Origin of the sequence: Williamwhitmania taraxaci (assembly GCF_900096565.1) — a bacterium.
Lineage (GTDB): Bacteria > Bacteroidota > Bacteroidia > Bacteroidales > Williamwhitmaniaceae > Williamwhitmania > Williamwhitmania taraxaci.
Genome location: NZ_FMYP01000061.1, coordinates 1 through 24479, shown reverse-complemented (window position 1 = coordinate 24479; position 24479 = coordinate 1). Strand labels below are relative to the sequence as shown.

At 43.2% G+C, this 24479-nt stretch carries 20 protein-coding genes, 1 tRNA gene and 1 pseudogene; 8 read left to right on the top strand and 14 right to left on the bottom strand.

Going from position 1 to position 24479, the window contains the following annotated elements; genetic code table 11:
• The 6 genes from BLS65_RS13845 to dxs all read right to left on the bottom strand — a co-directional run.
• On the bottom strand, positions 1-280 hold a 280-nt coding region (locus BLS65_RS13845; protein ID WP_139180970.1), incomplete at its 3' end, for an IS1 family transposase.
• Positions 281-432: 152 nt separating this feature from the next.
• Entirely contained in the window at positions 433-3177 is a 2745-nt protein-coding gene (locus tag BLS65_RS13840) for an OmpA family protein (protein WP_092440004.1), read from the bottom strand.
• A 315-nt stretch (positions 3178-3492) separates the two neighbouring features.
• On the bottom strand, positions 3493-5202 hold the full coding sequence (locus tag BLS65_RS13835) for a S41 family peptidase (RefSeq protein ID WP_092440002.1): 1710 nt from the start codon (positions 5200-5202) through the stop codon (positions 3493-3495).
• A 10-nt stretch (positions 5203-5212) separates the two neighbouring features.
• On the bottom strand, positions 5213-5647 hold the full coding sequence (locus tag BLS65_RS13830) for a deoxycytidylate deaminase (protein ID WP_092440011.1): 435 nt from the start codon (positions 5645-5647) through the stop codon (positions 5213-5215).
• Positions 5648-5714: 67 nt separating this feature from the next.
• Positions 5715-5795 (bottom strand) — tRNA-Leu (locus BLS65_RS13825).
• Between the two features lie 76 nt (positions 5796-5871).
• On the bottom strand, positions 5872-7785 hold the full coding sequence (gene dxs / locus BLS65_RS13820; protein WP_092440000.1) for a 1-deoxy-D-xylulose-5-phosphate synthase: 1914 nt from the start codon (positions 7783-7785) through the stop codon (positions 5872-5874).
• A 335-nt stretch (positions 7786-8120) separates the two neighbouring features.
• On the opposite strand from dxs, the gene BLS65_RS13815 reads away from it, so the two are divergent.
• On the top strand, positions 8121-9149 hold the full coding sequence (locus tag BLS65_RS13815; RefSeq protein ID WP_092440009.1) for an OmpA family protein: 1029 nt from the start codon (positions 8121-8123) through the stop codon (positions 9147-9149).
• 18 nt (positions 9150-9167) lie between these two features.
• Positions 9168-10148: a radical SAM/SPASM domain-containing protein gene (locus tag BLS65_RS13810; RefSeq protein WP_092439998.1), complete on the top strand. Its 981-nt coding sequence runs from the start codon at positions 9168-9170 to the stop codon at positions 10146-10148.
• A 48-nt stretch (positions 10149-10196) separates the two neighbouring features.
• Here BLS65_RS13810 and BLS65_RS13805 read toward each other — a convergent pair whose 3' ends face one another.
• Positions 10197-10691 (bottom strand): prolyl-tRNA synthetase associated domain-containing protein, encoded by a 495-nt coding sequence (locus tag BLS65_RS13805; RefSeq protein WP_092439995.1) that lies wholly within the window; start codon positions 10689-10691, stop codon positions 10197-10199.
• A gap of 142 nt (positions 10692-10833) precedes the next feature.
• Between BLS65_RS13805 and BLS65_RS13800 the strand changes: the two genes are divergently transcribed.
• Positions 10834-11979: a serine hydrolase domain-containing protein gene (locus BLS65_RS13800; RefSeq protein WP_092439993.1), complete on the top strand. Its 1146-nt coding sequence runs from the start codon at positions 10834-10836 to the stop codon at positions 11977-11979.
• A 16-nt stretch (positions 11980-11995) separates the two neighbouring features.
• The gene (locus BLS65_RS13795; protein ID WP_092439990.1) at positions 11996-13177 is read left to right on the top strand and encodes a hypothetical protein; all 1182 of its coding nucleotides are present in this window, start codon (positions 11996-11998) and stop codon (positions 13175-13177) included.
• Positions 13178-13202: 25 nt separating this feature from the next.
• Here the strand turns inward: BLS65_RS13795 and frr are convergent, their stop codons facing one another.
• The 6 genes from frr to rplM form a co-directional block, all read right to left on the bottom strand.
• Positions 13203-13763, bottom strand: a complete 561-nt coding sequence (frr, locus tag BLS65_RS13790) for a ribosome recycling factor (protein ID WP_092439988.1) — start codon at positions 13761-13763, stop codon at positions 13203-13205.
• A gap of 34 nt (positions 13764-13797) precedes the next feature.
• Complete coding sequence (gene pyrH, locus BLS65_RS13785; protein ID WP_092439986.1) at positions 13798-14508, bottom strand: UMP kinase; 711 nt, start codon at positions 14506-14508, stop codon at positions 13798-13800.
• An 85-nt stretch (positions 14509-14593) separates the two neighbouring features.
• Complete coding sequence (tsf, locus tag BLS65_RS13780; protein ID WP_092439984.1) at positions 14594-15421, bottom strand: translation elongation factor Ts; 828 nt, start codon at positions 15419-15421, stop codon at positions 14594-14596.
• A 30-nt stretch (positions 15422-15451) separates the two neighbouring features.
• Positions 15452-16297 (bottom strand): 30S ribosomal protein S2, encoded by an 846-nt coding sequence (rpsB, locus tag BLS65_RS13775; protein ID WP_092439982.1) that lies wholly within the window; start codon positions 16295-16297, stop codon positions 15452-15454.
• A 140-nt stretch (positions 16298-16437) separates the two neighbouring features.
• Positions 16438-16824, bottom strand: coding sequence for a 30S ribosomal protein S9 (rpsI, locus tag BLS65_RS13770; RefSeq protein WP_092440006.1), 387 nt, complete (start codon positions 16822-16824; stop codon positions 16438-16440).
• Positions 16825-16829: 5 nt separating this feature from the next.
• Positions 16830-17285: a 50S ribosomal protein L13 gene (gene rplM / locus BLS65_RS13765; RefSeq protein ID WP_092439980.1), complete on the bottom strand. Its 456-nt coding sequence runs from the start codon at positions 17283-17285 to the stop codon at positions 16830-16832.
• 199 nt (positions 17286-17484) lie between these two features.
• On the opposite strand from rplM, the gene BLS65_RS13760 reads away from it, so the two are divergent.
• A complete protein-coding gene (locus BLS65_RS13760; protein ID WP_092439978.1) occupies positions 17485-19086 on the top strand; it encodes an O-antigen ligase family protein in 1602 nt (533 codons plus the stop codon).
• 227 nt (positions 19087-19313) lie between these two features.
• Here the strand turns inward: BLS65_RS13760 and BLS65_RS13755 are convergent, their stop codons facing one another.
• Entirely contained in the window at positions 19314-20441 is a 1128-nt protein-coding gene (locus tag BLS65_RS13755; protein ID WP_092439976.1) for a hypothetical protein, read from the bottom strand.
• An 81-nt stretch (positions 20442-20522) separates the two neighbouring features.
• Here BLS65_RS13755 and BLS65_RS13750 point away from each other — a divergent pair, with 81 nt between their 5' ends.
• From BLS65_RS13750 to BLS65_RS13740, 3 genes and pseudogenes are all read left to right on the top strand, one after another.
• Positions 20523-23465 carry a glycosyltransferase family 117 protein gene (locus tag BLS65_RS13750; RefSeq protein ID WP_092439974.1) on the top strand — a complete coding sequence of 981 codons (2943 nt, stop codon included), beginning with the start codon at positions 20523-20525 and terminating at the stop codon, positions 23463-23465.
• Between the two features lie 16 nt (positions 23466-23481).
• Positions 23482-24096: a polysaccharide deacetylase family protein gene (locus BLS65_RS13745; RefSeq protein ID WP_092439972.1), complete on the top strand. Its 615-nt coding sequence runs from the start codon at positions 23482-23484 to the stop codon at positions 24094-24096.
• A 133-nt stretch (positions 24097-24229) separates the two neighbouring features.
• Positions 24230-24479, top strand: a pseudogene (locus BLS65_RS13740) (hypothetical protein); the annotation flags it as partial.

The following is a 24479-nucleotide window of genomic DNA, read 5'->3' as shown; positions in this document are numbered from 1 at the left end:
TGCAGTAATCCTGCCAAAGTGAAACCTTTTTCAACCCGTGTATGGGCGTTCCGGTAAGCATAGTAAAGGTCTTGCCGCACGTTTTGCACTTGGAGCGCTGCCTCCCATTGAACATGCTGTGCTTAATGATCATGCTGCTCGAGCAGTGGGGGCAGACTTTCGCCTCCCCCAGCTGAGCCGTAAGTGATGCATCCGTATTTTTCAGCTCCCGCATTACCGTAACGCGCTCTTGTTCTGTCAACTGTTTTGCGAGTTCTCGGATTTGTTCAATTATTGTCATATCATAGAGACTTTCCACTAAGATAAGCAAATTTTTGCAACAACATTATCACTGAATAGAGCCACTACTTAAAAGTAATACATTTTTTATTAATAAAATACGATACTGTTATTTTTTTTACAATCAAAAAGGGGCCGAAGCCCCTTTCTTACTTAAAAGCTTATCACCTTAATTTCGGTTCGTCGATTTACGGCATGATCTCCCTCTGAGCACTGAACACCCTTGTTGCAGTGGTTCTTAATCATGGTGTCGCCATAACCTTTGGCCTCAATGCGCGAAACCGCAATGCCTTTTGAGATAATATAGTTTACCGCTGCCTCTGCGCGTTTTTGCGACAACTGCTGGTTTTGTGCTGCACCACCTCGCGCATCGGTATGCGAACTCAACTCAATCCGAATAGTTGGATTTTCGCTCAGGAGAGTCACCACCTTGTCTAGCTCTAGGGCTGCCGTAGGCTTTATGTTGTATTTACCCAAGTCGTAGTAAATATTTGGAATCTCAATGGCCTTGTTCATTACAATAGGCTCCAACTTCAGGTCGTAGGCGGTGTTGAGGTTGAACATTCCCGCAGGAACTCCTTGAGTGGAGATCATCTGGGTTTTAGCAAAAAACTTATCCTTTTCCAGTTTGAGAATATATATCCTATCAGCTTCAACCTTAAAGTCGAAACTACCATATTCGTCGGTGCGGTTTTGAATTTTCTCGTTCGTGGTTTTATTCAGAAGTGTAATGGTTACGTCCTTCAACGGAGTATTGTCATCCTTGTTGGTAACCAACCCAACGGCAATAAACGAACCAGCCTTTAACTCAAGGGCCAGCCTGTAGTTGCTATTCAGATTTACGGGTTGCTTCCCAACCACCGCTGAAAAATTCAACGTTTGATACCCTTCCTTCTCAATGGTCACGGAGTAATCGCCCTCGGGCATGTCAGTTTGGGTAAACTTACCGGTAATGTTCGTGGCCAGCTTTAGGTTTTGAGCCAACACTGGAGAACTCAGGGTGATCACAACATTGGGCAATGGAAGGGCGGTTTTGGCATCGGTAACCGTGCCGAAAACCCCAGGTTTAACTTCTGGCTCAAGTTTAGTATCGAAAAGCGTACTAAGGTTTAGTTCACCACGTTCGCGGTTTTTTGTGGAAAGCGTAAACCATTTACTTACAAACCCTACCTTTTCGATGCGAATACGGTAATCGGTCTCCTTAGATACTTTAAAGTTAAGGCGAGCCAATTGGTCGGCAACACCCACAATGGCCTTTGTAGTATCGGGAGGGTAGGCAATAGCGCGAGCCCCGATAATGGCCGAACCATCAGCCGCAGAGAGAATGGTGCCAGTAAGCGTATAGCCCACATCGCGTTTCATTATTATCTTAAGCGGGATTTGGGTCGGTTTCAGTCCTAGACCATAGGACGAAATGGTTGCCGTGGCTGGGAAGAAGTCGTTGCGATCAAGCAATAGGCTAACCTCATGGCCATCATCAAGTTTAAAGGTGAACCTACCAGCTGCATCGGTCGAAAGGGTGTTGATAAGGGTTTTTCCTTCCATCACCTTTACCGTTGAGGTAATTACGGGCGAACCCTTTTCGTCGACCACTTGTCCCTCTACGCTGTGGGTAACGGTAATTTTTTCGATCTCGATTTTGTAGATATCATCGTCACCTGCACCACCTGGGCGGTTGGAGGTGTAGAAACCGAGTTTTCCAGTTGGACTAATGACCGCGCCAAAATCATCGTATTCCCCGTTTAAGGGGTATCCCAGATTGGTAACATAATCAAATCCTGTGGCGGTTGGGTAGGCAATAAAAAGATCGAGGTTTCCAAAGCCAGGATGAGTGTCGGACGAAAAGAACAGTGTTCCATCTGCTGCTACAAACGGAGTCATCTCGTTCCCCGTGGTATTTATTTTAGTTCCTAAATTTATTGCCTCACCAAAAGTGCCGTTGGAGCGAATATCGCAGGAGTATAGATCGGCACCTCCAATTCCGCCAGGCATATCGGAGATAAAGAATAATTTTTTTCCATCTGGACTAACGGCTGGATCGCCCACCGAGTAGGTTTCCGAAGAAAAGCTAACTGGACCTTGATCAATCCATTCTCCGTGGTTGTATATGGCACGATGAATTTTTAGGTTATTATCGGACATCTGCTTTTCGTCACCGAGGCGAGCTTTTAGGAATTTTTTTCGAACAAAATAAGCTGTGTCGCACGAAGGCGAGAATGCAATCGGTCCGGTGTAAAAGTGGCTCAAAAGATCGTTGGAGAAGACAAATGGGGTTCCAAGTTCCCCGTTATTGCTCAGTCGTGCAGTAAACAGGCTGAGGTGTTGCTGAGGGTTTATTTGCCTGTCGAGATGAGCAAGTTCTCTGTCAAAACGAGAGGTCGCGTAAACAAGTGCATCGCGACAAATTGAGGGAGAGAAGTCTGCCTCAGCGCTATTGATGCTTATGGGCACTATGCGAAAACTGAGAAAACCACTACGAAAACGTGCCATAATTGATGATGCGTTCGATCCATTGGAATTTAGATCTGGGAGCATTTGCCTAGCGTAAAGTTTATTGAGCGAACTTGCTGCTAGTTCACTTTTGCCGTTGGCTTTTTGCACGAAGCCCAGCAACATATAATCGAGACTGGTGTGGTCAGGTTGCTGAAGTGCTTTTTCGTACCAAATTTCTGCTTGGGTCATGTCGCCCTGCAGGCGGTAACAGCTGCCTACTTGTCGTGCAAGATGCGCAGTAACAGCCTCCTCGGAGGCCGCTCGTAGGTAACCGTCTAAAGCCTTCTTGTAATTGTTATCGTCGAAGGCCCTATCGGCCCGCTGTACATTTTTCGAAATCACCTGCCCTTTTGCCCCGGCAACAGCCAGCAATAGAAAGGCTAGTAATAGAAATCGTTTTATCATGATTGTTGTGTTTTGAAATTTGTAGGAAAGATAGGAAAACTATTTGAAAATTAGGTGACTCGCTATGAAAGAAGAGCCAGCCTTGTAGAAAAGCATTTTTTTTGATTGTTAGAAATGCAACAATGAAAATATCAAATTCTGCCTTGGAATCGTGAAATAGGCGTGAGTAAGAGCAACCAATTTATTTTGCATTTCGTCACATTCAATCAGTGACATTCTAAAGTCTCCCGCAAGATTCAAAAAGTTTTTTACTATTAAAAAAAGTAGCCCAACCACCTTTCCGTGATTAGGCTACTTATATTTGTTTTATTTGAGTTATGCCTTGTTTCTGGCTAACTGCATTGCTCTTGGTTTGGTAAGTAGCAGTGCAAAAATGTTCTTTTTGCCTCCCTTACTCTTAGATTGACTAATACCTGTATCCCCTTTTAAAATAGAGATCGCTTTCTGAAGGGTGTTGTCAATCCGGCTAATGATGGGGTAGAAGCCATCGTTGTCTAGAATATCGCGTGCAATGTATGCCTTCAGCTGTGTTTCGATTATTTTGCCACAAACCTTCAATTCACCTGGTTTTGCTACTACCTTATTGTTTCGGGCATAAGTCTCAAATCCTTTAAGTACATTGATTGTGTTGAGGTAGTTTTCGAGTTCAACCACGTTTTTGAACTTTGCTAGCACGTTTCGCCTCGAATCGGTAACGCTAAAGGCGTAGCGGTATATCAGGTTGCGTGCCGAAACAACTCTGAAGTAACGGTTTATTCCAATGGTATCTAGCGGGATAAAGATATCGGGCATTATACCGCCGCCGCCGTAAACAATTTTTCCTCCGGGGGTTTTATACTTGAGTGAATCCGCAAACTTAATGCTGTCCACCTGTTCAAATTCTCCATGCGCATATCGATTGCTAATTTCCATAGCGTATTCCTCTTCCGATCCAAATGTATAGTGCTTCTGAATACTTCTGCCGGTAGGGGTGTAGTAGCGAGCTACGGTAAGCCTGAGTGCGGAGTTGTCGGCGAGTGGGATCTGCTCTTGAACCAGCCCTTTTCCAAAACTTCTACGGCCTATGATGGTTCCCTTGTCGTTGTCCTGTAAGGCTCCGGCAAGAATTTCGCTGGCAGAGGCAGAAAATTCGTCGATAAGGATGACGACCTTATCATTTTTGCAGGTTGCTTTGCCATCGGAGTAGAGGTTTTGCCGCGGACGAGCGTTTCCTTGCGTATACACGATGAGTCTGCCCGCAGGAAGGAATTCGTTGGCAATTTGGACCGCTTGATCGAGAAATCCTCCGGTATTACCTCTTAAGTCAAGGATCACACTTTTCATCCCCTGCTTGTGGAGCTTATTCGTAGCCTCAAAAAATTCTTGATAGGTTGAACGAGCAAATCGGGCAATTTTTATGTATCCAATGGAATCGTTTACCATGTAGGACGCATCGATACTGTAAAGTGGAATTCTGTCGCGGGTAATGGTGACGTCGATCAACTCTTTAACTTCGCTTCGTTTTAAGCCAATCTTTACCTTACTTCCGTTGGGTCCCCTAAGTCTCTTTACAATGCTGTCCTGATCCATTTTAACCCCGGCAATAATCTTCCCGTTTACGGTTACAATTCTGTCGCCAGGCATCACGCCAACTTTCACGGAAGGGCCTCCGGGTACGGTAGAAATCACCACAACGGTGTCGCTAGTTACGTTAAAGTGAACACCTATTCCACTAAACTCACCATCGAGGGGTTCGTTAACCTCGGCTAGTTTTTCGGCGGGAATATATACTGTATGCGGATCGAGCCCTTTTGCAATGGCTTCTAAGGCTTTTTCCTCAAGACGTTTGACCGATACCGTGTCGACGTATTCATCCTGTATGAGTTTTAGGACACTTTGTATTTTATCCGATCCTGAATTGGGGAAGAATAGTGCTGTTGGGGTGTTGCTCCTATGGAGTGAACTTCCTATAAAGATTCCAACTACTACCGCAAGTGCCAAAAGCAACGGTAGCCAAATCTGACGTTTTGTGTTTTCGTAACCCATGAGTGGTGGTTTATAAGGTTATTTGGTCAACTACGATGTTTGCTCTTTTTAGAATCGCAAGGCCATCGGTGTTATGGTATTGGTCGAGGTAAACTACGCGCTTAATTCCAGCTTGAATTATCAATTTGGCGCATTCAACGCAAGGAGAGGCTGTTACATAAAGGGTTGCGCCATCGCTGCTGTTGTTGCTTTTGGCCACTTTGGTAATGGCATTCGCCTCGGCGTGGAGCACGTATGCCTTTGTTTTTCCCTCCTCATCTTCGCAAATGTTTTCGAAGCCCGAAGGTGTTCCGTTGTAGCCATCGGAAATAATCATTCGGCCCTTAACGATGAGTGCCCCCACCTGGCGACGTACACAATAGGAATTTTTAGACCATATCTGGGCCATTTCCAAGTAACGCCTGTCGAATTGCTCCTGTTTGTTCCCATAAGGGAATTGATCCATATTGCTCATTTTACCTGATTTAGGGGTAAAAAAAAACCCTCAAAAGAGAGGGTTTAGTGTAATGAAGTACCCGGAGCCGGGATCGAACCGGCACGGTATTACCATTGGTGTTTGAGACCAACGCGTCTACCAATTCCGCCATCCGGGCATTACACAAAGAACTTTGGGAGTGCGAATATAGATATTTGTTTCTAAGTGACAAAATATATTTTCACTCCCTCAGCCTACTTTACCCTAATATTTTCGTTAACTAGTTTAAATGCTGTAGCTTTAATTCCTTCTTTATCTATCCCACATTCTCGATAAAGTTCGGTTGGTGATCCATGTTCGATAAATTTATCAGGGATTCCAAGCCTCACGACCTGCGGCATGTTCGCTTTGCTGCAGAAATACTCGAGCACTGCACTTCCAAAACCGCCTGCAAGTGCTCCGTCCTCCAGTGTAATTATTTTTTGAAAGCGTAGTCGTACTTCTTCCAGAAGTTCTTCGTCTAGGGGTTTTAAAAACCTCATATCGTAAATAGCAACCTCTATATCTATAAGCGATAACTCGTTGGCTGCTTTGATGGCTTCGTTTCCAATTGGGCCTATGCAAAGGATGGCTAAATCGCGACCTTCCCGCACAAGTTGCCCTTTACCCTTTGCCAATGCTCGGAACGGTTTTTTCCAATCAGTTAGTTCTCCTCTTCCTCTTGGATAGCGAATTACCCAAGGGCCCTGATTGTCGAGTTGGGCCGTAAACATCATGTTTCGAAGTTCTACCTCATTTAGAGGGCTAACAATAGTAATGTTGGGGATTGGGCGAAGGAAAGCCATATCGAAAACGCCATGATGAGTAGCACCATCTTCTCCCACTATTCCTGCCCGATCTAAACACATTACAACCGGAAGGTTTTGCAGCGCAACATCGTGGATTATTTGGTCGTAAGCTCGTTGCGAAAAAGAGGAGTAGATATTGCAGAACGGAATGTCCCCTTCGGCTGCCATGCCTGCAGCAAATGTAACCGCATGCTGCTCAGCAATGCCTACGTCAAATGCTCTTTCGGGGAGTTTATCCATAAGAATATTCATGGAGCAACCGCTGGGCATCGCTGGGGTTATTCCATAGATCTTTGGGTTCATTATGGCTAGCTCCAGCAACGTTTCACCAAAAACATCTTGATACTTTGGTGGAAGCGGTTTTTCATGTTTTACCACAATCTGCTTGCCGGTTTCCCGATCGAAGAGTCCCGGTGCATGAAATGCAGTTTGGTTCTCTTCCGCTGGTTTATACCCTTTTCCTTTGGTGGTAATGCAGTGTAGTAACTTGGGTCCTGGTATATCTTTAAGGTCGTTAAGGATTTTTACGAGGTATTCAACATCGTGCCCATCCACAGGACCAAAGTAGCGCAGGTTTAGCGATTCAAAAAGGTTGCTTCGGTGTAATAATGCTGATTTAACCGAGCCCTCGAGTTTTTGCACCAATCTTCGGGCTTTCGGGCCTAAGTTCTCGAATTTGCCAAGCGCATTCCAAACGTCGGTTTTGAATTTGTTGTAAGTTTTCGAGGTGGTTATATCCAGCAAATACTCCTTGAGCGCACCAACATTAGGATCGATAGCCATGTTGTTGTCGTTGAGGATTACCAGAATGTTGGCATTGTTGGCTCCCGCATTATTGAGTCCTTCAAAGGCCATACCACCAGTCAATGAACCATCGCCTATAACTGCAATAACCTGACGTTGTTCGCCTTTCTTTTGGGCTGCAATTGCCATTCCTAAGGCAGCCGATATCGACGTGGACGAATGCCCAACACCAAATGAATCGAAAGGACTCTCCTTCCGATTGGGGAAACCGCTAATTCCCTTGTATTTACGGTTTGTATGGAAAACGGATTTTCGTCCAGTAAGAATTTTGTGCGCGTAAGCTTGGTGCCCAACGTCCCAAACTAGCCTGTCGTATGGAGTGTTAAAAACGTAATGCAGCGCTACGGTAAGTTCTACTACTCCAAGGCTCGCCCCGAAATGGCCCGGATTGCACGATACTGAATCAATGATAAAATCCCGTAACTCACTGCACACTGGTACAAGATCCTCTTCCTTAAGTTTCTTAAGATCCTCGGGATTGTCAATTTTTCCTAGAAGGGGATATCGGTTGGGCATTATTTGCAATTATTTTCGGTTGTTGGTTAAGAACGAAAACACAAACGCTTTGTTTTCGCTTAGTATAACTTTAATGATCATTAACAATTGTTATCCAAACATGTTTGCTAAAGTTGCGCTCGTACTATTTCAGGAACGAGCACAAATTTACACTTATTTAGTTAAAACGGAATTTTGCACTACGTCTATCCTCAAAAGCTTTTGCGAAATCCTAAAAATTGGCTTAGGTTTGTATATAACTTAGTTTGCTTCAAAATCTGTGGATTATATTGTTCTTTTGCGATTTGGATCAAAATGAGTAAAGTTAAATAGGCTAAATGGTTAATTACTACAATATGAATAGATATAGTACCAAGGCATTATTAGGGCTAGCAATCATTTTGCTGGTGGCCTGTGTTCCCGCTAAAGAGTTTCGGGCACTTCAAGATAAGCATCAAAAGAGCGAGGCTGAAAGAGAAAGGTTCTCCGACGAAAATCAGGCATTAAATGTTAAGAATAGTGAGTTGGATAGTAAGGTGAAAGTTGCTCAAGCGGATGTCGATCGTTTGCTTGCCGACAGCCTACGCCTATCTCAGGAATTTAAAGGGTTAAGCGAAGAACATAACGGTCTTAAAAAGCGCTATGCCGATTTGGAATTGGCTCAAAACTCATTGCTCAATAGTAGTGTGTCGGAGACTAAAAAGTTGCTTAAGCAGCTCCAAGAAAACCAAGTTGAGTTGCAGCGTCGCGAAGATGCTTTGCGTGAGTTGGAGCGCAGACTTAATCAGCGCAAGCACGATTTGGATAAACTTCAGTCCGATTTAGTAACGATGCAAACAGACCTGGAATCAAGAAATGCGCGGTTGCTTGAACTGGAGAGGATATTGAGCCGGAAGGATTCCGTTGTAATTGCGCTTAGGAAGAAGGTTTCCGATGCTCTTCTTGGGTTTGAAGGGAAGGGTCTTACCGTTACTGTTCATAATGGAAAGGTATATGTGTCGCTTGAGGAGAAGTTGCTTTTCAAATCGGGCAGCTGGGAAGTAGACCCTAAGGGTGCTGATGCCATTAAGAAGTTGGCCGATGTGCTTGCCGTTAATTCGGATATCAACGTGATGATCGAAGGCCATACGGATGATGTTCCTTACAATGGAAAAGATCAAATCATCGACAACTGGGATTTGAGTGTAAAGCGGGCTACCTCTATCGTTCGGATTATTCTTCAGAATAAAAAAGTTGATCCAAAGCGCGTGTTGGCAAGTGGTAGGAGTCAGTTTTTACCGGTTGATGCGGCAAAAACTTCAGAAGCAAGGCAGAAGAATCGCAGAACTGAGATTATTCTTACGCCAAAACTCGATGAGTTGCTCGATATTCTTGATAATAAGTAAGATTCCATATTCATAACAATGCGACGATTGGTTGGCATTATTCAATCCATAACCCCTGCTCGGCTCTTAACCCTTGCAGGGGTTTGTTTTGGGTTTGTTTTGTCTCGGTTGCTGAAGCGACCTATACTTTTTTCTTCTCCGTCGTTTCTTACCGTTGAGCCCGTTTGTGGCTGCAACTTGCAGTGTCCCGAGTGTCCTGTGGGAACAAATGAACTCGTTCGCCCACGAGGACAGATTAGTTTGGAAACGGTTGATTCAATAATTGAGCATTTGGGTACAAAGGCTATTTGGGTAAATCTCTACTTTCAAGGAGAGCCCTTACTACACCCGAACCTTCCCGAAATCGTGGCACACTTTTCCAAGCGAAAGATATTTACTTCAATATCTACCAATGGGTTACTCTTAACCGCAGAAATGGTTGATGGGTTGCTGGAGGCCAAACTAAAAGAAATTATTTTTTCGATTGATGGGGCTAGTGAGGAGGAATACTTAGCCTACCGCAAGGGTGGCTCTTTCAGTAAGGTGGTTGGAAATATTCAAATGGTAGCGGCCAAACGAAAGGCTATGGGGCTGCTTTTTCCACGCATTGTTTTCCAATCGCTTATCACCTCCGCCAACGAGGGCAATCTGAAAAACATTCGTCGATTTGCTAAATCGGTAGGAGCCGATGCGGTGGAGTTGAAGACTCTCAATCTTAGCCATGCAGCGGATTCGAATAATTTATTACCATCCAAGAGCAAGTTTTCGCGATATAGTAATCTCGGCAAAAAGCAGAGTAGGCTATCCTGCTTTCGACTTTGGAGTAATACTGTAATAGCGTGGGATGGTAGAATGGCCCTCTGCTGTATGGACAAGGAGGTGGATGCTATTTGTGGTGAGGTTTTCTCATATCCAATAAACAGTTGGAATTCAGTGCAATTAAATGGAATTCGTGCAAGGTTATTGACCGGAGTTGATATACCCAGAATATGTTCTCGTTGTTCTCTCCACACGCTTTGATTGCTGCCCTTTGTTATAAGAGAAGCCTTTCTGTCAATTTGAACAATATTAATGCATTATATCCAGCCATTCCACCTCGTTTTGAACATAGTCAAGAAACCGGATGAGGTCGGTTGTCTTAATTACGATACTGGCAGTGTTGCTGCATGGGTGGAAACTAACCTTGGTGCCTTTCCGAATGTCGCTATCAATAAAAAGTTTGACATGATTATTTTTATCGTTGATAAGAGCAAGGGGCGTTACCGAACCTGGTTTTATTCCAAGAAACTTGCTCATTCTCTCTTCGGAGGCAAAGGTTAACTTTCCTTGGTGTAACATTCCCTCCAAGGTTTTCACATCAAGTGTTTTTCTATGATCAAAAACCACTAGGTAATGTCTATCTCCCTTGTGGTTTCTGAAAAAAAGATTTTTACAGTGCGTCGCCTCAATGTCTTTCCAGTATTTCATTGCCTCCTCTATTGTTGGCGTTGGAGGGTGTTCATAGTATTCGAACGAAATGCTTAACTTCTCTAATAACTCAAATAGTTTAGGGTCTCCGTTCATATTAAGTATTAGTCTGGCTCTTTTGATTGTTTTTTCCAAATATAGCAATCACAATCCTAAATCGACTTGCTGCTTTTTGATTTATTTTCTCTTTCCTCGTATCTTGCACCATCTATTGCCTGATAAACACTAACTAAATAATATGCGAAGAATTCTTCTTTATTTTGCCTCATGCCTTCTTCTGATAATCTCTGTTGTATGGCTTATCCCGTCGACACGGTATCTTATAAAAACGATTAAATACCAAGAACCCGGAATATACGATCGTGATCTGTTTCAATCGGCAGTAGTCGAATCGAAAGAGCGTACATTCGACCTACCCACCGGTACCGGATTTGGACAAGTAATTTCCGATTCTTTAGTGCAGGCTATGGCTAGTTATGAAACCACCGCATTTCTTGTGGTAAAAGATTCTACCATCATTACCGAGAGGTATTCTTTAGATGGCGATCGTGATTCTCTTTCCAATTCTTTTTCGGCGGCTAAGAGTATTGTTGGTGTTTTGGTGGGTGCTGCCATTGCCGATGGAAAAATCAAATCGGTGGACGAACCTATTTCTGCTTACATCACCGAATTTAAAAGTCACGATGTTGGCTCTGTAACCATCAAAGAGTTGCTAACCATGAGTTCGGGTATTCGCTGGGATGAGGGTTACTCCTCGCTTTTTGGTCCAATAACTAAGGCCTACTATGGGACAAATCTTGAGGGACAAATGTTTTCCCTTGGTCTAAAGGCGAAATCGGGCGTTAAATTTGAATATCAGAGTTGTAACACGCAGTTACTTGCTATGGTAGTGGAGCGAGCTACCGGAATGTCTTTGCCTACCTATACTTCCATTAAGTTATGGAAGCCCATCGGTGCCAATCGTTCGGCTCACTGGAGCCTTGATGACGAGGGCGGTGTGGCCAAAGCTTATTGCTGTTTTTATGCAACGGCAAGGGACTTTGCTCGGATAGGGTTAATGGTGCTCAATGGCGGAAAATCTATTACAGGGCAAACGATTGTCGATTCCACCTATTTTAGCCAAATGGTTGCGCCTGCGAATCGTCTAGTGGATACCGACGGCAAAGGAGTCGATTTTTATGGATACCAGTGGTGGTTGGTAAACTATCACAATAAGGAGATAATCTATGCACGTGGGATTCAGGGCCAATATATATTTGTTATTCCTTCCGATAATATGGTCGTGGTGCGGCTGGGTCATCAACGCAGCAAAGTTAAGGTGGGTCAGCATCCTACGGATATTTTTGTGTATCTTGATGCCGCTTTTGCATTGTTAAAAAACTAAACTTATCAATAAATGTATGGAGAAGCTTAGAGTTAAGCTGCTGGCCTTTGCCAATGCCGATGACGGTGTTTATACAAGAGGAAAAAAGCGTTTCCTGAAAGTTTTAAATAAGGATCAAGTTGAGTTTGTTGATGAGCATCCCGATGTGTTGCTTTTTCTTACTGGTGGGTCTGAAAGAGCTGCTGTTACGCTCGTAGAAGAGTATAAGTTTTACCTTATGCTTGCCTGCAGCGACGATAATTCATATGCTGCTGCAACCGAGGTAAAGGCTTGGTGTAACCAGAACCATGTCTATACTCATTTAGCTGATCTCGATCAACCAAATCTACCTTTGTTGGTTGAGGATTTTTACCATGTTAAAAATGGATTGCTTCGCCTTAAAGGAAAACGGCTTGGACAGATAGGAAATGTTTCCGATTGGCTTGTTGCTAGCACTATTTCGCCTTTTGTTCTTAGCACTCGCTTGGGAATCGAATTGGTGAAACTAGACTGGGTCGAATTACCATCTCGCAACGATCTTTCGGCACCTTCCTATTTTGCTGAAGCCTATGCAGGTCCTGGCAAGCACATTGATAGTGCCAAAATGGAGGAGGCCGGAAAAGTATACGAACAACTAGCAAGGGCTATCTCAACGCATAATCTGCAAGGCATCACAGTAGAATGCTTTCCTTTGGTTACCGACTGTAAGGTTTCCGCTTGCCTTGCCCTTTCAAAGTTCAATGGCGATCTTTTAACAGCAGGCTGTGAGGGTGATCTTTGCAGTGCTGCAGGAATGATGCTTGCGCGCGAAGTTTGTGAAGTAGTTCCATGGATGGCCAATACGGTTGGAATTAACAATGGTATGGGTCTATTCGCCCATTGTGCGGTTCCGCTCAATTTACTTAAAGAGTTTTCGCTCGATACACATTTTGAAACTGACGAAGGTCTTGCTGTTCAGGGGTATCTTAATGCAAAAGAGGTAACCATCTTTCGAGTAGATAGTACGCTGAGTAGGATATTTATTTCCAAGGCAACTGTGAAACGGATCCCCAAGATGAAAAGTGCATGTCGTACTCAGGTGGAAGTTGCTTTAACTGAAAGTGCAACAGAATACTTCCGAAATAATCCATTTGGGAATCATCATTTGTTGTTACCCGGGAATCATGTCCAGCGGTTAAAGTTGGCTGCGAATGCTTTAAAAATGATTATCGTAGAATAAAAAAAAGCGGCGAAAGCCGCTTTTTTTATACCGTAAGAATATCTTTTTCCTTTTTCTCAAAGATATCTTCCACTCTTTTTCCGAAACCATCGGTAATCTTTTGGATTTCAACTTCTGCATCTTTTGCCACGTCTTCGGCCAAGCCATCTTTTTGAGCCTTTTTAATTGCTTCATTCCCATCTCTTCGGGCATTGCGAATGCTAACGCGGGCATTTTCGGCTTCTTGCTTAACCATTTTCACAAGGTCTTTACGTCGATCCTCGGTAAGGGCTGGGATCACAAGCCGAATTACCTCTCCGTTGTTTTGAGGATTCAGGTTCAGGTTGGCGGTCAGAATGGCCTTTTCTATGGGATCAATCATTTTCTTTTCCCAAGGAGTAATGGTTATAGTTCTAGCATCGGGCGCTAAAACGCTGGCAACATTTGTGAGGGGGGTCATGGAGCCATAATAGTCAACCATCACATTGTCTAGAACGTGAGTACTAGCCTTTCCTGCTCTAATGGTAAGAAGCTCGTTTTCAAGGTGCATAACGGCTTTTTCCATTTTCTGGCTGGTTTGGGTCACAATATCCTTAACTTCAGTCATGATCTTTGGATTTCAGTAGGTTGGCTAAAATTATCTAATTTTTCACTAAAGTCCCAATTTTTTCGCCTAAAATTACTTTCGTTAGATTTTTAGGCTTGTTCATATCGAAAACAACAATGGGAAGATTGTTTTCGCTGCACATTGTAAATGCGGTTAAGTCCATTACCTTTAATTGCTTAGAGTATGCCTCGTGAAAGGTAATCTCCTCGAATCGTACGGCTGTAGGATCTTTTTCTGGATCGGCGGTGTAGATACCATCGACACGGGTTCCTTTAAGCAACACTTCTGCCTCAATTTCCACACCACGCAGAGCTGATGCTGTATCGGTGGTAAAGAATGGATTGCTTGTGCCGCCGGCAAGAATTGCTACGACTCCTTCGTTGAGGAGTTCGCGCGCTTTGTGAGCGCTGTAGTATTCACCAATTGGTTCCATGCGGATTGATGTGAGCACTTTTGCTTTCACACCTTGGTTGGTAAGCGCCGATTCGAGCGCAAGGCTATTAATAATGGTGGCAAGCATGCCCATTTGGTCTCCCTTAACGCGATCGAAGCCTTTGCTTGTTCCGGCCAGACCACGAAAAATATTTCCTCCACCAATAACAACGGCAACTTGTGCTCCTTCCTTCACTGCAGCGCCAATCTCTTGAGCATAAGCATTGAGCATCTCCGTGCTAATGCCATAGTTTTGTTCGCCCTGCAGCGATTCGCCGCTTAACTTGAGCAATACTCGTTTATATTTAACCATTTTTGCCTTAAAGATATTGTTTTTTATTTCTATAAAGCGTAAAAAAAGAGGGCATTTAGCCCTCTTTATATTGACGGTTGTAATATTAATCGTTGAGAGTGAATCTCTTGAAACTTACAACCTTTACCTCAGCATCAACAGCCTTAAGGTGTGCCTCAACCGAAACCTTGGCATCCTTAATGAAGTCTTGTGAAAGGAGTGTGCTTTCCTTGAAGAATTTACCGAGTTTTCCTTGGGAGATTTTCTCTACCATGTTCTCTGGTTTGCCTTCAAGACGAACTTGCTCACGAGCAATGTGCAACTCTTTTTCAATAACTTCGGCAGGGCATTGATCCTTGTCGATAGCTACTGGATTCATAGCTGCAACTTGCATGGCAATGTCCTTGGCATCTTCAAGACGTATTGTCTTTGAGAAACCAACTAAGGACGCAAGCTTCTTATTGGTGTGAATGTAGGGAGCACAGAAACCAGCTTCAACTTTGTCGTAATAGGCAAGGTTGAATTTTTCTCCAGTGATACCCGACTTTTCAGCTACAACGTCAGCAATGGTTTTGCCGTTGAGAGGTAGTGCCAAAAGAGCGGCGAGATCAGCTGGAAAGCTGCTGAGCGCTACATCTAGTATTTGGTTTGTAAGAGCGATGAAATCGTTGTTTTTAGCAACAAAATCAGTTTCGCAGGCAAGGCAAACGATGATACCCTTCTTGCCATCTTCGGAAACCTTGGAGAGAACTACCCCTTCGGTAGCATCACGGTCGGCTCTTTTGCTGGCAATAAGTTTCCCTTTTTCACGAATAATGTCCTGCGCTCTTTCATAATCGCCGTTGGCTTCTTCCAAAGCCTTTTTGCAGTCCATCATACCGGCACCGGTCATTTTTCTGAGTTTTGCAACATCGGCGGCACTAACTTGAGCCATATTATTTCGTTTTAATGGTTAACAATTGGGTTATTCAGCTGCTTCTGGAGCAACTTCGTCTGCTTGTGCAGCTTCTTCTGCGGGAGCAGTCTCGTCATCCTTTTTAGGGGCAACTTTGCGTGCTCTCATTTTGCCACCCTCAACCTTTTTTTCTTTAGGCTGAGAATCCTTGTCGCTGTCCTTGTCGGCTTTTCTTTCGTCAAGTCCCTCTTGGATGGCCTTAGCCATGATGTCTACAATAAGGGTGATAGACTTAGATGCGTCGTCGTTAGCTGGAATTACGAAATCGATTAGTGTTGGATCACAGCAGGTATCTACCATTGCAAAAACCGGAATGTTAAGCCTTTTGGCCTCTCTAACTGCAATGTATTCTTTCTGCACATCGATAACGAAAAGTGCTGCGGGAAGACGGGTAAGGTCCGAAATAGAACCAAGGTTCTTCTCTAGTTTCGCGCGTTGACGGGTAATTTGAAGTACCTCACGCTTCGAAAGGTTGCTGAAGGTTCCGTCGCTGAAAAGTTTGTCGATGTTCGACATTTTCTTAACGGCCTTGCGGATAGTTGGGAAGTTGGTAAGCATACCACCGGGCCAGCGCTCGGTAACGTATGGCATATTCACTGCCTTGATTTTTTCTGATACGATATCTTTTGCCTGCTTTTTAGTTGCAACAAACAAGATCTTACGACCCGATTTGGCTATTTGCTTAATTGCATTGGCAGTTTCGTCAATCTTAACTACCGTTTTGTGCAGGTCAATAACGTGAATACCGTTACGCTCCATAAAGATATAAGGAGCCATTTTGGGATTCCATTTCCTCTTTAAGTGACCGAAGTGAACTCCGGCATCGAGTAATTCTTGGAAATTTGTACGTGGCATTTTTTGTCCGTTTTTTTGTTTTGTTTCAACTACCGAGTAGCAACGTGTGTTGGTCCCAGTAATTTCATCCCATTAACAACTTTCGAGTAGTACTTTTCAAGTAGTCCCAAAAGTTTACCATTCTGTGAGAACGGAAAAGACTAGCGTTTGGAGAATTGGAATCTCTTTCTTGCTTTTGGTTGACCAGGTTTCTTACGCTCTACTTCACGTGGGTCACGTGTCATCAAACCGAAAGGTTTAAGCATAGCACGAATTTCTGGATTTACTTCAACCAAAGCTCTAGATATACCAAGACGAAGCGCTTCTGCTTGTCCGGTAATTCCACCGCCAACAAGGGTTGCTTTCACGTCAAACTTGCTGTCGTTACCCGAAAGCAAGAAAGCTTGCTTAACGATGTATTGAAGCACTTTTGATGGAAAATAAACCTCAAGAGGTTTCTTGTTGATGGTAATTACTCCTGTGCCTTCTGAAAGGTATACACGAGCAATTGCTGCTTTTCTCCTTCCGGTGGTGTTTGTTACTTCCATGGCCATTATTTAATTTTTTTAAGTTCGAGAGCCGTTGGTTGTTGAGCCTCATGTGGATGCTCATTGCCAGCGTAAACGAAAAGGTTTCTGAAAAGCTGTCTGCCAAGGATGCCCTTTGGAAGCATGCCTCTTACAGCCATCTCAATAACGGCAATTGGTTTCCGGCTAAGGTAGTCCTTAGGAGTAGCAAAACGTTGTCCGCCTGGGTAACCCGTGTGGCGTACATAAACCTTATCGGTGAGCTTCTTTCCGGTTAAGCGCACCTTTTCGGCGTTAATAATAATTACGTTGTCCCCGCAATCGGAGTGCGGAGTGAAACTTGGTTTGTTCTTGCCTCTTAGAATTAATGCAACTCGCGAAGAAAGACGACCCAAGACTTCGTCGTTAGCGTCGATTACAACCCACCCTTTTTGTGCAGTGGCTTTGTTTACCGACACAGTCTTGTAGCTTAAAGTGTCCACTTTTACTCTTTTGTTTTAGTTAATACCTGTTATTTGTGATCCAACAATCCCACTATTAGCGGGGCAGCAAAAGTAGAATTATTCGAGAAATTTTCCAACTATTCAACAAATTATTTTATAGATGGTTACAATATAGGTTTTTGCGTAATCGTTTCCATTGCGTATTTTTAGCCCGAATTCGTATCAAAAAATATTTTTTATGCTTTCTCGCTCGGCACATCGACTCCTCTTTTTGTTCTTTTCGGCCTTGGTGGCCTTCGCTCTTCCGTTAAATGAGGTTGGCGTTAGTGTTGGATTAATTGGATTAGTTGTCAATTGGGCTTTTGAGTGGCGCTACCGAAAATTCTTTCATTCGTTCCAGGGGGCACGCCCATTATTATTTTTTCTAGGTATCTATTGTCTTGTAATCGTTGGACTGATTTTTACTGCTGATTTCTCTTGGGCTCTGCATGATTTAAGAATTAAACTTCCCTTGCTTTTGGTGCCGATTGTTTTTTTCTCGAGTGATCGATTGCAGGAGAAGGAATTACATCTAATTTTATTAGCGCTCATAGCTGGAGTTTTTGTTGGATCTGTAGCCAGCATGCTCGTGTTTTGGCAGGTGATACCGATCGAGTTGACCTCAAGCAGATCTATTTCACTTTTTATTTCTCACATACGATTTGCTTTACTTATTTGTATGGCTGTTGCTGCTTTAGTATATCTCATGCGTGAGCGGTATCGCACGTTGCCAACAATTTTAAAAGTTCTCGGAGGGCTTCTCGTGGTGTGGTTTGTAATGTTTACGTTTATTCTACAGTCTATTACCGGCATGGTCATTATGGTTCTACTTTTTACTGGATTCATGGTTGGGCGGATTCGTGCAATTTCGAATCCCATGTACCGATTGTGGGCTTACTCTTTTTTTGGTGCTGTAATTCTAATAGGTGCATCAATGATTACCAAAACTATTTCGTCGTATTATACTGTAGAGATAGTTGATCCGGCCATAGATACCTATACAACAGCAAACGGACGCGCTTACTCTAAAGGTTTGTCATCTCAGGAACGGGAAAATGGTCATTATGTCGATTTGTTCGTTTGCGAAGAGGAACTTGAACGGGAATGGAACCGCAGGGGGAATCTGCGATACAACGAAGTAGGTAAAGACGGTTTTCTTGTGCAGTATGCACTAAAGCGTTTTTTAACGTCGAAGGGACTGCAAAAAGATTCGATAGGGGTGTGGTCGCTTAGCAAAGATGAGGTTTGTGCCATTGAGAAGGGTGTTGCAAATGTTCTCGATATGAGTCCGTTTAGTATTAAGGGGAAAATTTATCGATTGGTTAGAGAGGTGGACTTATACAATAGAGGTGTTGATGTGGGAGGGGCCTCATTGGCACAGCGATTTGTTTATTGGAAGCTTGCGGCGCAAATATTCTCGGAGAACTGGTTGGTTGGTGTAGGTACAGGAGATGTGAAAGAAGCCTATAAGCAAAAGTATATCGAGAATCCTTCTCTTTTGGAACCAAAATTTCAACTTCGTGCGCACAATCAGTATATTACGATGTTTGTGACCTATGGGATTTTTGGGGGTGTTTTCTTTTTGATTGCCCTCTTTTATCCTATAATCGCATTAAGAGCATGGAAAGAGCCGTTGGTATTAGCTTTTGCTATTATTTTGATGCTGAGTATGCTCAACGAAGATACCTTAGAAACACATATAGGAGTATCGTTCGCAGCCTTTTTCTATTCAGTGTTATTTTTTGGGTGGTTGAGACAATCGAAATCTTTAAGTAAAAATGTGACGGATGCGTCTCGATAGTTTATTGTACCAGCGAGACGTTTTGGTGCTAGCTCCGGAGTTAGTTGGTCCTGTTTTGGTTCGAAAGTTCGGCGATGATTACATCAGTTGCCACACTATCTATGGATGTTGAGTTTTATAGAGGCGTTGAAGATTTTGTCTGTTATAGTAGGTATAACTATCCGCATGTGTTGCTCTGCGCATTTGTGTCTACTATTCTATGGATTAGTATCGAAATAGCCTTTGCGCTATTTTGTGGGTAGCGGTGTCGCCCTTACCTTACCTAAGAAGAACTCCTGACCTAGACTAATCGTTAACCCATAGTAGTAATCGAGACCATGGAGTGCTAGGTTCTGAAAAACACCAGCTTCAAAACCGAGACGCCCTACACCTTTAATCTCTCGAAGAACGGTGCATTTCCCAAATATAACCTCGATGGTAGGGTAGGTAATAGTATTAACCTCTGGGATGGCTGACATAAAAAGTTCTTCTCCCTTGGCCGACATAAATTTATGTCCATGCCAGTAACCAAGGTTTAAAGTTACGCCCTTTGTGTTGTAGAATCCTTTAACAAAGAGTGCCGATCCTTTTTCGAAAGCTTGTTGCTTCTGAGGCGAAAGGTCTTTAAATGTCATATCCATAATCGTAAGGCCAAACTGCTTGTACTTGCACGTTAACCCTGTGGCTAAATTGTATAGCGTTAGAAGTGTTGTGTCTATGGCTATATTTTGTCCTCCTCTATGGTAAAATGTTTGCTGAAATGGTAGCTCTAATGAAAAGTCATTTGTTGTAAACAAGGGGATTTGGAGCGAAATTCCAGCAAGGAATCTTTCCTGAAAAGGATCGTTGGGTAGGATAAAGGATTCCCACGAGATCCAGAAGTCTGCCCATAATTTTTCTCGTTCGATTTTCATTTGAACGCCATTTTCCACCGCCTTGGTGTAGAGCAATTCTTCTTTTAGTAGAGGTTGTTCCAGCTTATGTCGATCGAGGGTGTAGAAACTTCCGAGTATAACCTTTATGTCCGGACGAAGTTTCATGCTCACGGAGAGGAGTGGTTGTATTTTTGCAAGCGTGTCTCTTCCCGAATAGTTTAGCAAATGGACCCCTGCCCGGACGTTTAACCCCTGAGTGGGTCGGTAGCTAATCATTGGCTGGAGCCAAACACCAGGAAGGGTTGTTCCTTCCTTTATCTTATTGAAATACTCATAGTTCTGAAAGAATCCTCGTGATTGTAATTCTAAGAATACCGACCCGGAATCGCTAGGAGGAATACCGCCCTCCTTTTCTTGGGCTGATCCAATAAATGGAATTAGGTTGAAGAAAAAAAATAGTCCCGCCAATACACTCAGTTTGGCTCGAGAGAGGAGAATCATATACCGAAAGAGTTTGCTGCCAATATACAACCAATTGTTTTACCTTTACCCCGGTTTCCAATATTTAGTAATGCCGTCTGCATGGTAAATTTATTTCGAAGATGGGGGATAGCATCGCTTGTTTTTGCGCTCTCTCTTATCCTATATTTTCTCTCGCTCGAACCCACTGTAAGTTTCTGGGATTGTGGTGAATTTATTGGAGTGGCTTCGGGTTTACAAGTTAGCCATCCTCCAGGGGCACCCATGCATACGCTACTTGGCCGTATTTTTATTATAGTTTTTGGGAATAAATCTGCTGCTTTAGCGGTGAACATGCTCTCGGCAGTTGCCTCTGCTTTAACTATCCTTTTGTTATACCTTACTATTAAAAAGGTTTTAACGTTGATTTTCTCATCTAACGGATGGGAAAAGAGGAATTGGGTGCTCGCAATTGAAGGGGCTAGCTTAATAGGTGCATTTACATTTGCGGTATCCGATTCATTTTGGTATTCGTCTGTAGAGGCCGAAGTTTATGCACTTTCGAGCCTATTTACTGCGCTTATGTTCTATCTTTCCGTATCCTTGTTTGATGATATATCAGCTGTGAGTCGCGGAAAACGAGTTTACCTGATCTCACTATTACTTGGAATAAGCGTTGGGGTTCACCAGTTAAACCTTCTTCTTATTCCACCGGTTGTTCTAGTAATCTGGCTTACAGTGTATCGTTTTTCCATGAAAAACGTGATTAAGGGCTTGGTCCTTGGCTTATCCATTTTCCTTTTTGCCTACGCGCTGATTCCTTACATTATTTTTTCTTCTGCCAAACTGTTTGAGTTGCTCTTTGTAAATCGATTAGGACTATTCAAATGGAGCGGAGCATTGTTTTCAATTGTTCTCCTCTTTACGCTTTTTGCTGCGGTTATTTTTTATGCAAAACGCACAGCAAAGCCTTTGCTTGAGATGTGGATTACTACGTCGATGCTTTTTATCATTGGGTTATCTTGTTACCTCGTGGTTCCCATTCGGGCATCGCATAATGTACCTTTAAATACGGGTAAACCCGATAACATCTTTTCTTTTTGGGGGTATGTGCAGCGTGATCAGTATGGATCAACTCCATTGGTCTATGGATCGTATTTCAATGCGCCGGTCGCGAAGGTGGTCTCCAATAATGTGCACTATAGCTATACAAATGGGAGGTATGTAGAATCGTATACCGATGGAAAGGTAGTTTATGAGACTGGTTTTTCCACCGTTTTTCCACGTATGTATAGTCGATCGCCTGAACACGGAAACGCCTATAGTAGTTGGGCTTCAATACCAAAAGCATCTCTCGTTCACGACGATGGCACACCAAAACCTCCTACTTTTGGCCAAAACCTCCAATTCTTCTTCAACTACCAAATTGGGCACATGTACTTACGGTATTTTATGTGGAATTTTGTGGGCCGCCAAAATGATATTCAGGGACATGGTGATTTATTTAGAGGTGGGTGGATTACTGGCTTCAATTGGTTGGATGCTAGCCGTGTTGGAGACTCGCATTTGTTGCCCCAACATTTTTTTGAGAATAGGGGTAGAAATGTATACTTTCTTGTCCCACTTTTGCTCGGTATTGCCGGACTTATTTTTCTTTCCCTTTTTAGTCCTAGGCTTTTGTGGCCAACCGTTTCGTTGTTTATTCTTACCGGTGTTGCCATTGTAGTTTTTCTAAATCAAGCACCTTACCAACCTCGCGAACGCGACTATGCATTTCTTGGGTCGTTTTATGTTTGGTCTATCTGGATAGGTTTGGGTGTGTTTTACCTTGTTCGAACCATTGGCACTTATTTTAATAGTCGCTTTTGGACATGGCTTGTTTTGGCTTTTCTTTTTTTGGCAGCACCCATTAAGATGCTGAGTGAGAATTGGGACGATCACAACCGAAGCAATCGCTACATTGCTCGAAACTTGGCTGTAGATTATTTGCGATCGTGTGCTCCCAATGCAATTCTCTTTACTTACGGCGATAATGACACCTTTCCACTCTGGTATCTCCAGGAAGCCGAAGGATTTAGAACGGATGTGCGAGTGGTGAACATTAATTACCTTGGAACAGGCTGGGGAATTAATCAGCTGCGATTGGCACAGCATAGTAGCGAACCTATAACTTTAGCTGGCAGTGACGACTTTTATACTCGCAATCAAACAAAGGCATTTCCATTAGTTGTAACTCCAAGTTCTCCCAAATCTCTTGGTATTGGTCTTAATAATGGGTTTTTCCAGAAAAATAAAAATAGTGGAATGGAGGTAGTTCCGAGTGTTCTGTCACTCGGGTTGAATGGGGCTTACCTTCCATCTTTTGGTGTTAATTCTGATTCTTGCAGTAGCAATTATGCGATATGGTCTACCAACAAGACCCAACTTAGAATAGGCGATTTATCCTTGCTCGATATTGTTGCCTCCAATGCAAGTTCTCGCCCCATTTATTTTGCCTCAACGGTTCCAAATGCCATTACCCTTGGGCTAGTGGCAATGTCGTCGTGGGAAGGGAATCTTCTTCGATTAAACCCATCTGATGTAACACTGCAAGGAAAACCAAATCTGTCTCTGGCCATTACAAATCTCGTTGATAGTTCCGTTTTGGCAAAATCACATTCCGGTTATTTGGATGATGCAAACCGTAGATTTGTTCGGAACTATTTGCGGCTATACACCGAGTTGGCCGATTCTCTTATTAAAGCGAATAGGATTAGTGACGCCCTTCACGTGCTGGATAGGGGTAGAATGTATTTTGGTGATTATTGTTACGAATGGAATGATATTGCCTTGTCATTTATATCACTATACTATAGTGTAGGACATCAGGCGAGTGCTTCCATAATGGTTGATTTTTTTACTGTTCGAAAATTTCAGGAGTTAGAATACTACAAATCGTTGAGTGCTTCGATGAGAACTTTAGCTCGATTTGATATTGAACGATCGACCAACGCAATGGAAGATGCTATATCTTTGCAGCAAGATTTTGAGAGGAGTATTAATGCAAAATTGACTTTGAAAAAATAATTTTCCAAAAACGGTTATGGCATATTTTAGACCACCAGGCTGGGTTAAAAGAATTTTCCCTGAGTTTATTTGGAGTTTTCCGGAGGAAACCGATTCGGTCTTTCTAACCTTTGACGATGGCCCTATCCCCGAAATTACACCGTGGGTACTGGACCAACTCGATTTTTATGGCGCTAAGGCTACCTTTTTCTGTCTCGGTAAAAATGTTGAAATGCACCCGGAAGTTTTCCAAATGATTAAGGATAGAGGTCACTCTGTGGGTAACCATAGCTACAGCCATATTAAGGGCTGGGGAACTGATTCCCTCGACTATGTTCACGACATTGATCTTGCTGAATCATTGATTACAACTAACCTTTTTCGCCCTCCATACGGACGAATAAAGCCTTCTCAGGTTCATGTGCTTAAGGAACGCTATAAGTTCATTCTTTGGGATGTTCTTAGCCGCGATTACAGCTGGACTCTCTCCGGAAAAGGATGTGCAAAAAATGTTCTAAACGTGGTGCGGCCTGGCTCTATCATTGTTTTTCACGATTCAAAAAAAGCCGAAAAAAATCTTCGCTACGCACTCCCAATTGTGCTTGAAGGACTTAAAGCGAAAGGGTATAAAATGAAGGATATAAGGTTGTAGTTGCTGCATTCTGGTATTACCTTAAATCCGCAACATAAGAGTAAAAATAATCGGGAACCCCTGTAATAATAATCATCACAAGGCTTTCCCGATTAAAATATTTTCACCTACTTAGGTGAAAACATCGTAGCGGATGAAAATTACATATTCTAGCGACACCATCAACTCTTTTGGCGGAATAAATTTTGCAGACAAAATTATCCGGGAGGCCTCTATTTACGACACCATAGACCAAACGCTTGGCATTCGGGGAGTTAAGGCACAGTATTCCTACAGTGATTTGTTTCGATCCTACCTCATGCTGGTTTTATGCGGCGGCGAATGCGCCGAGGATATTACCGAACACCTGCGCTCAGAGCTGAACCAGCTTACCGGATTTCAAG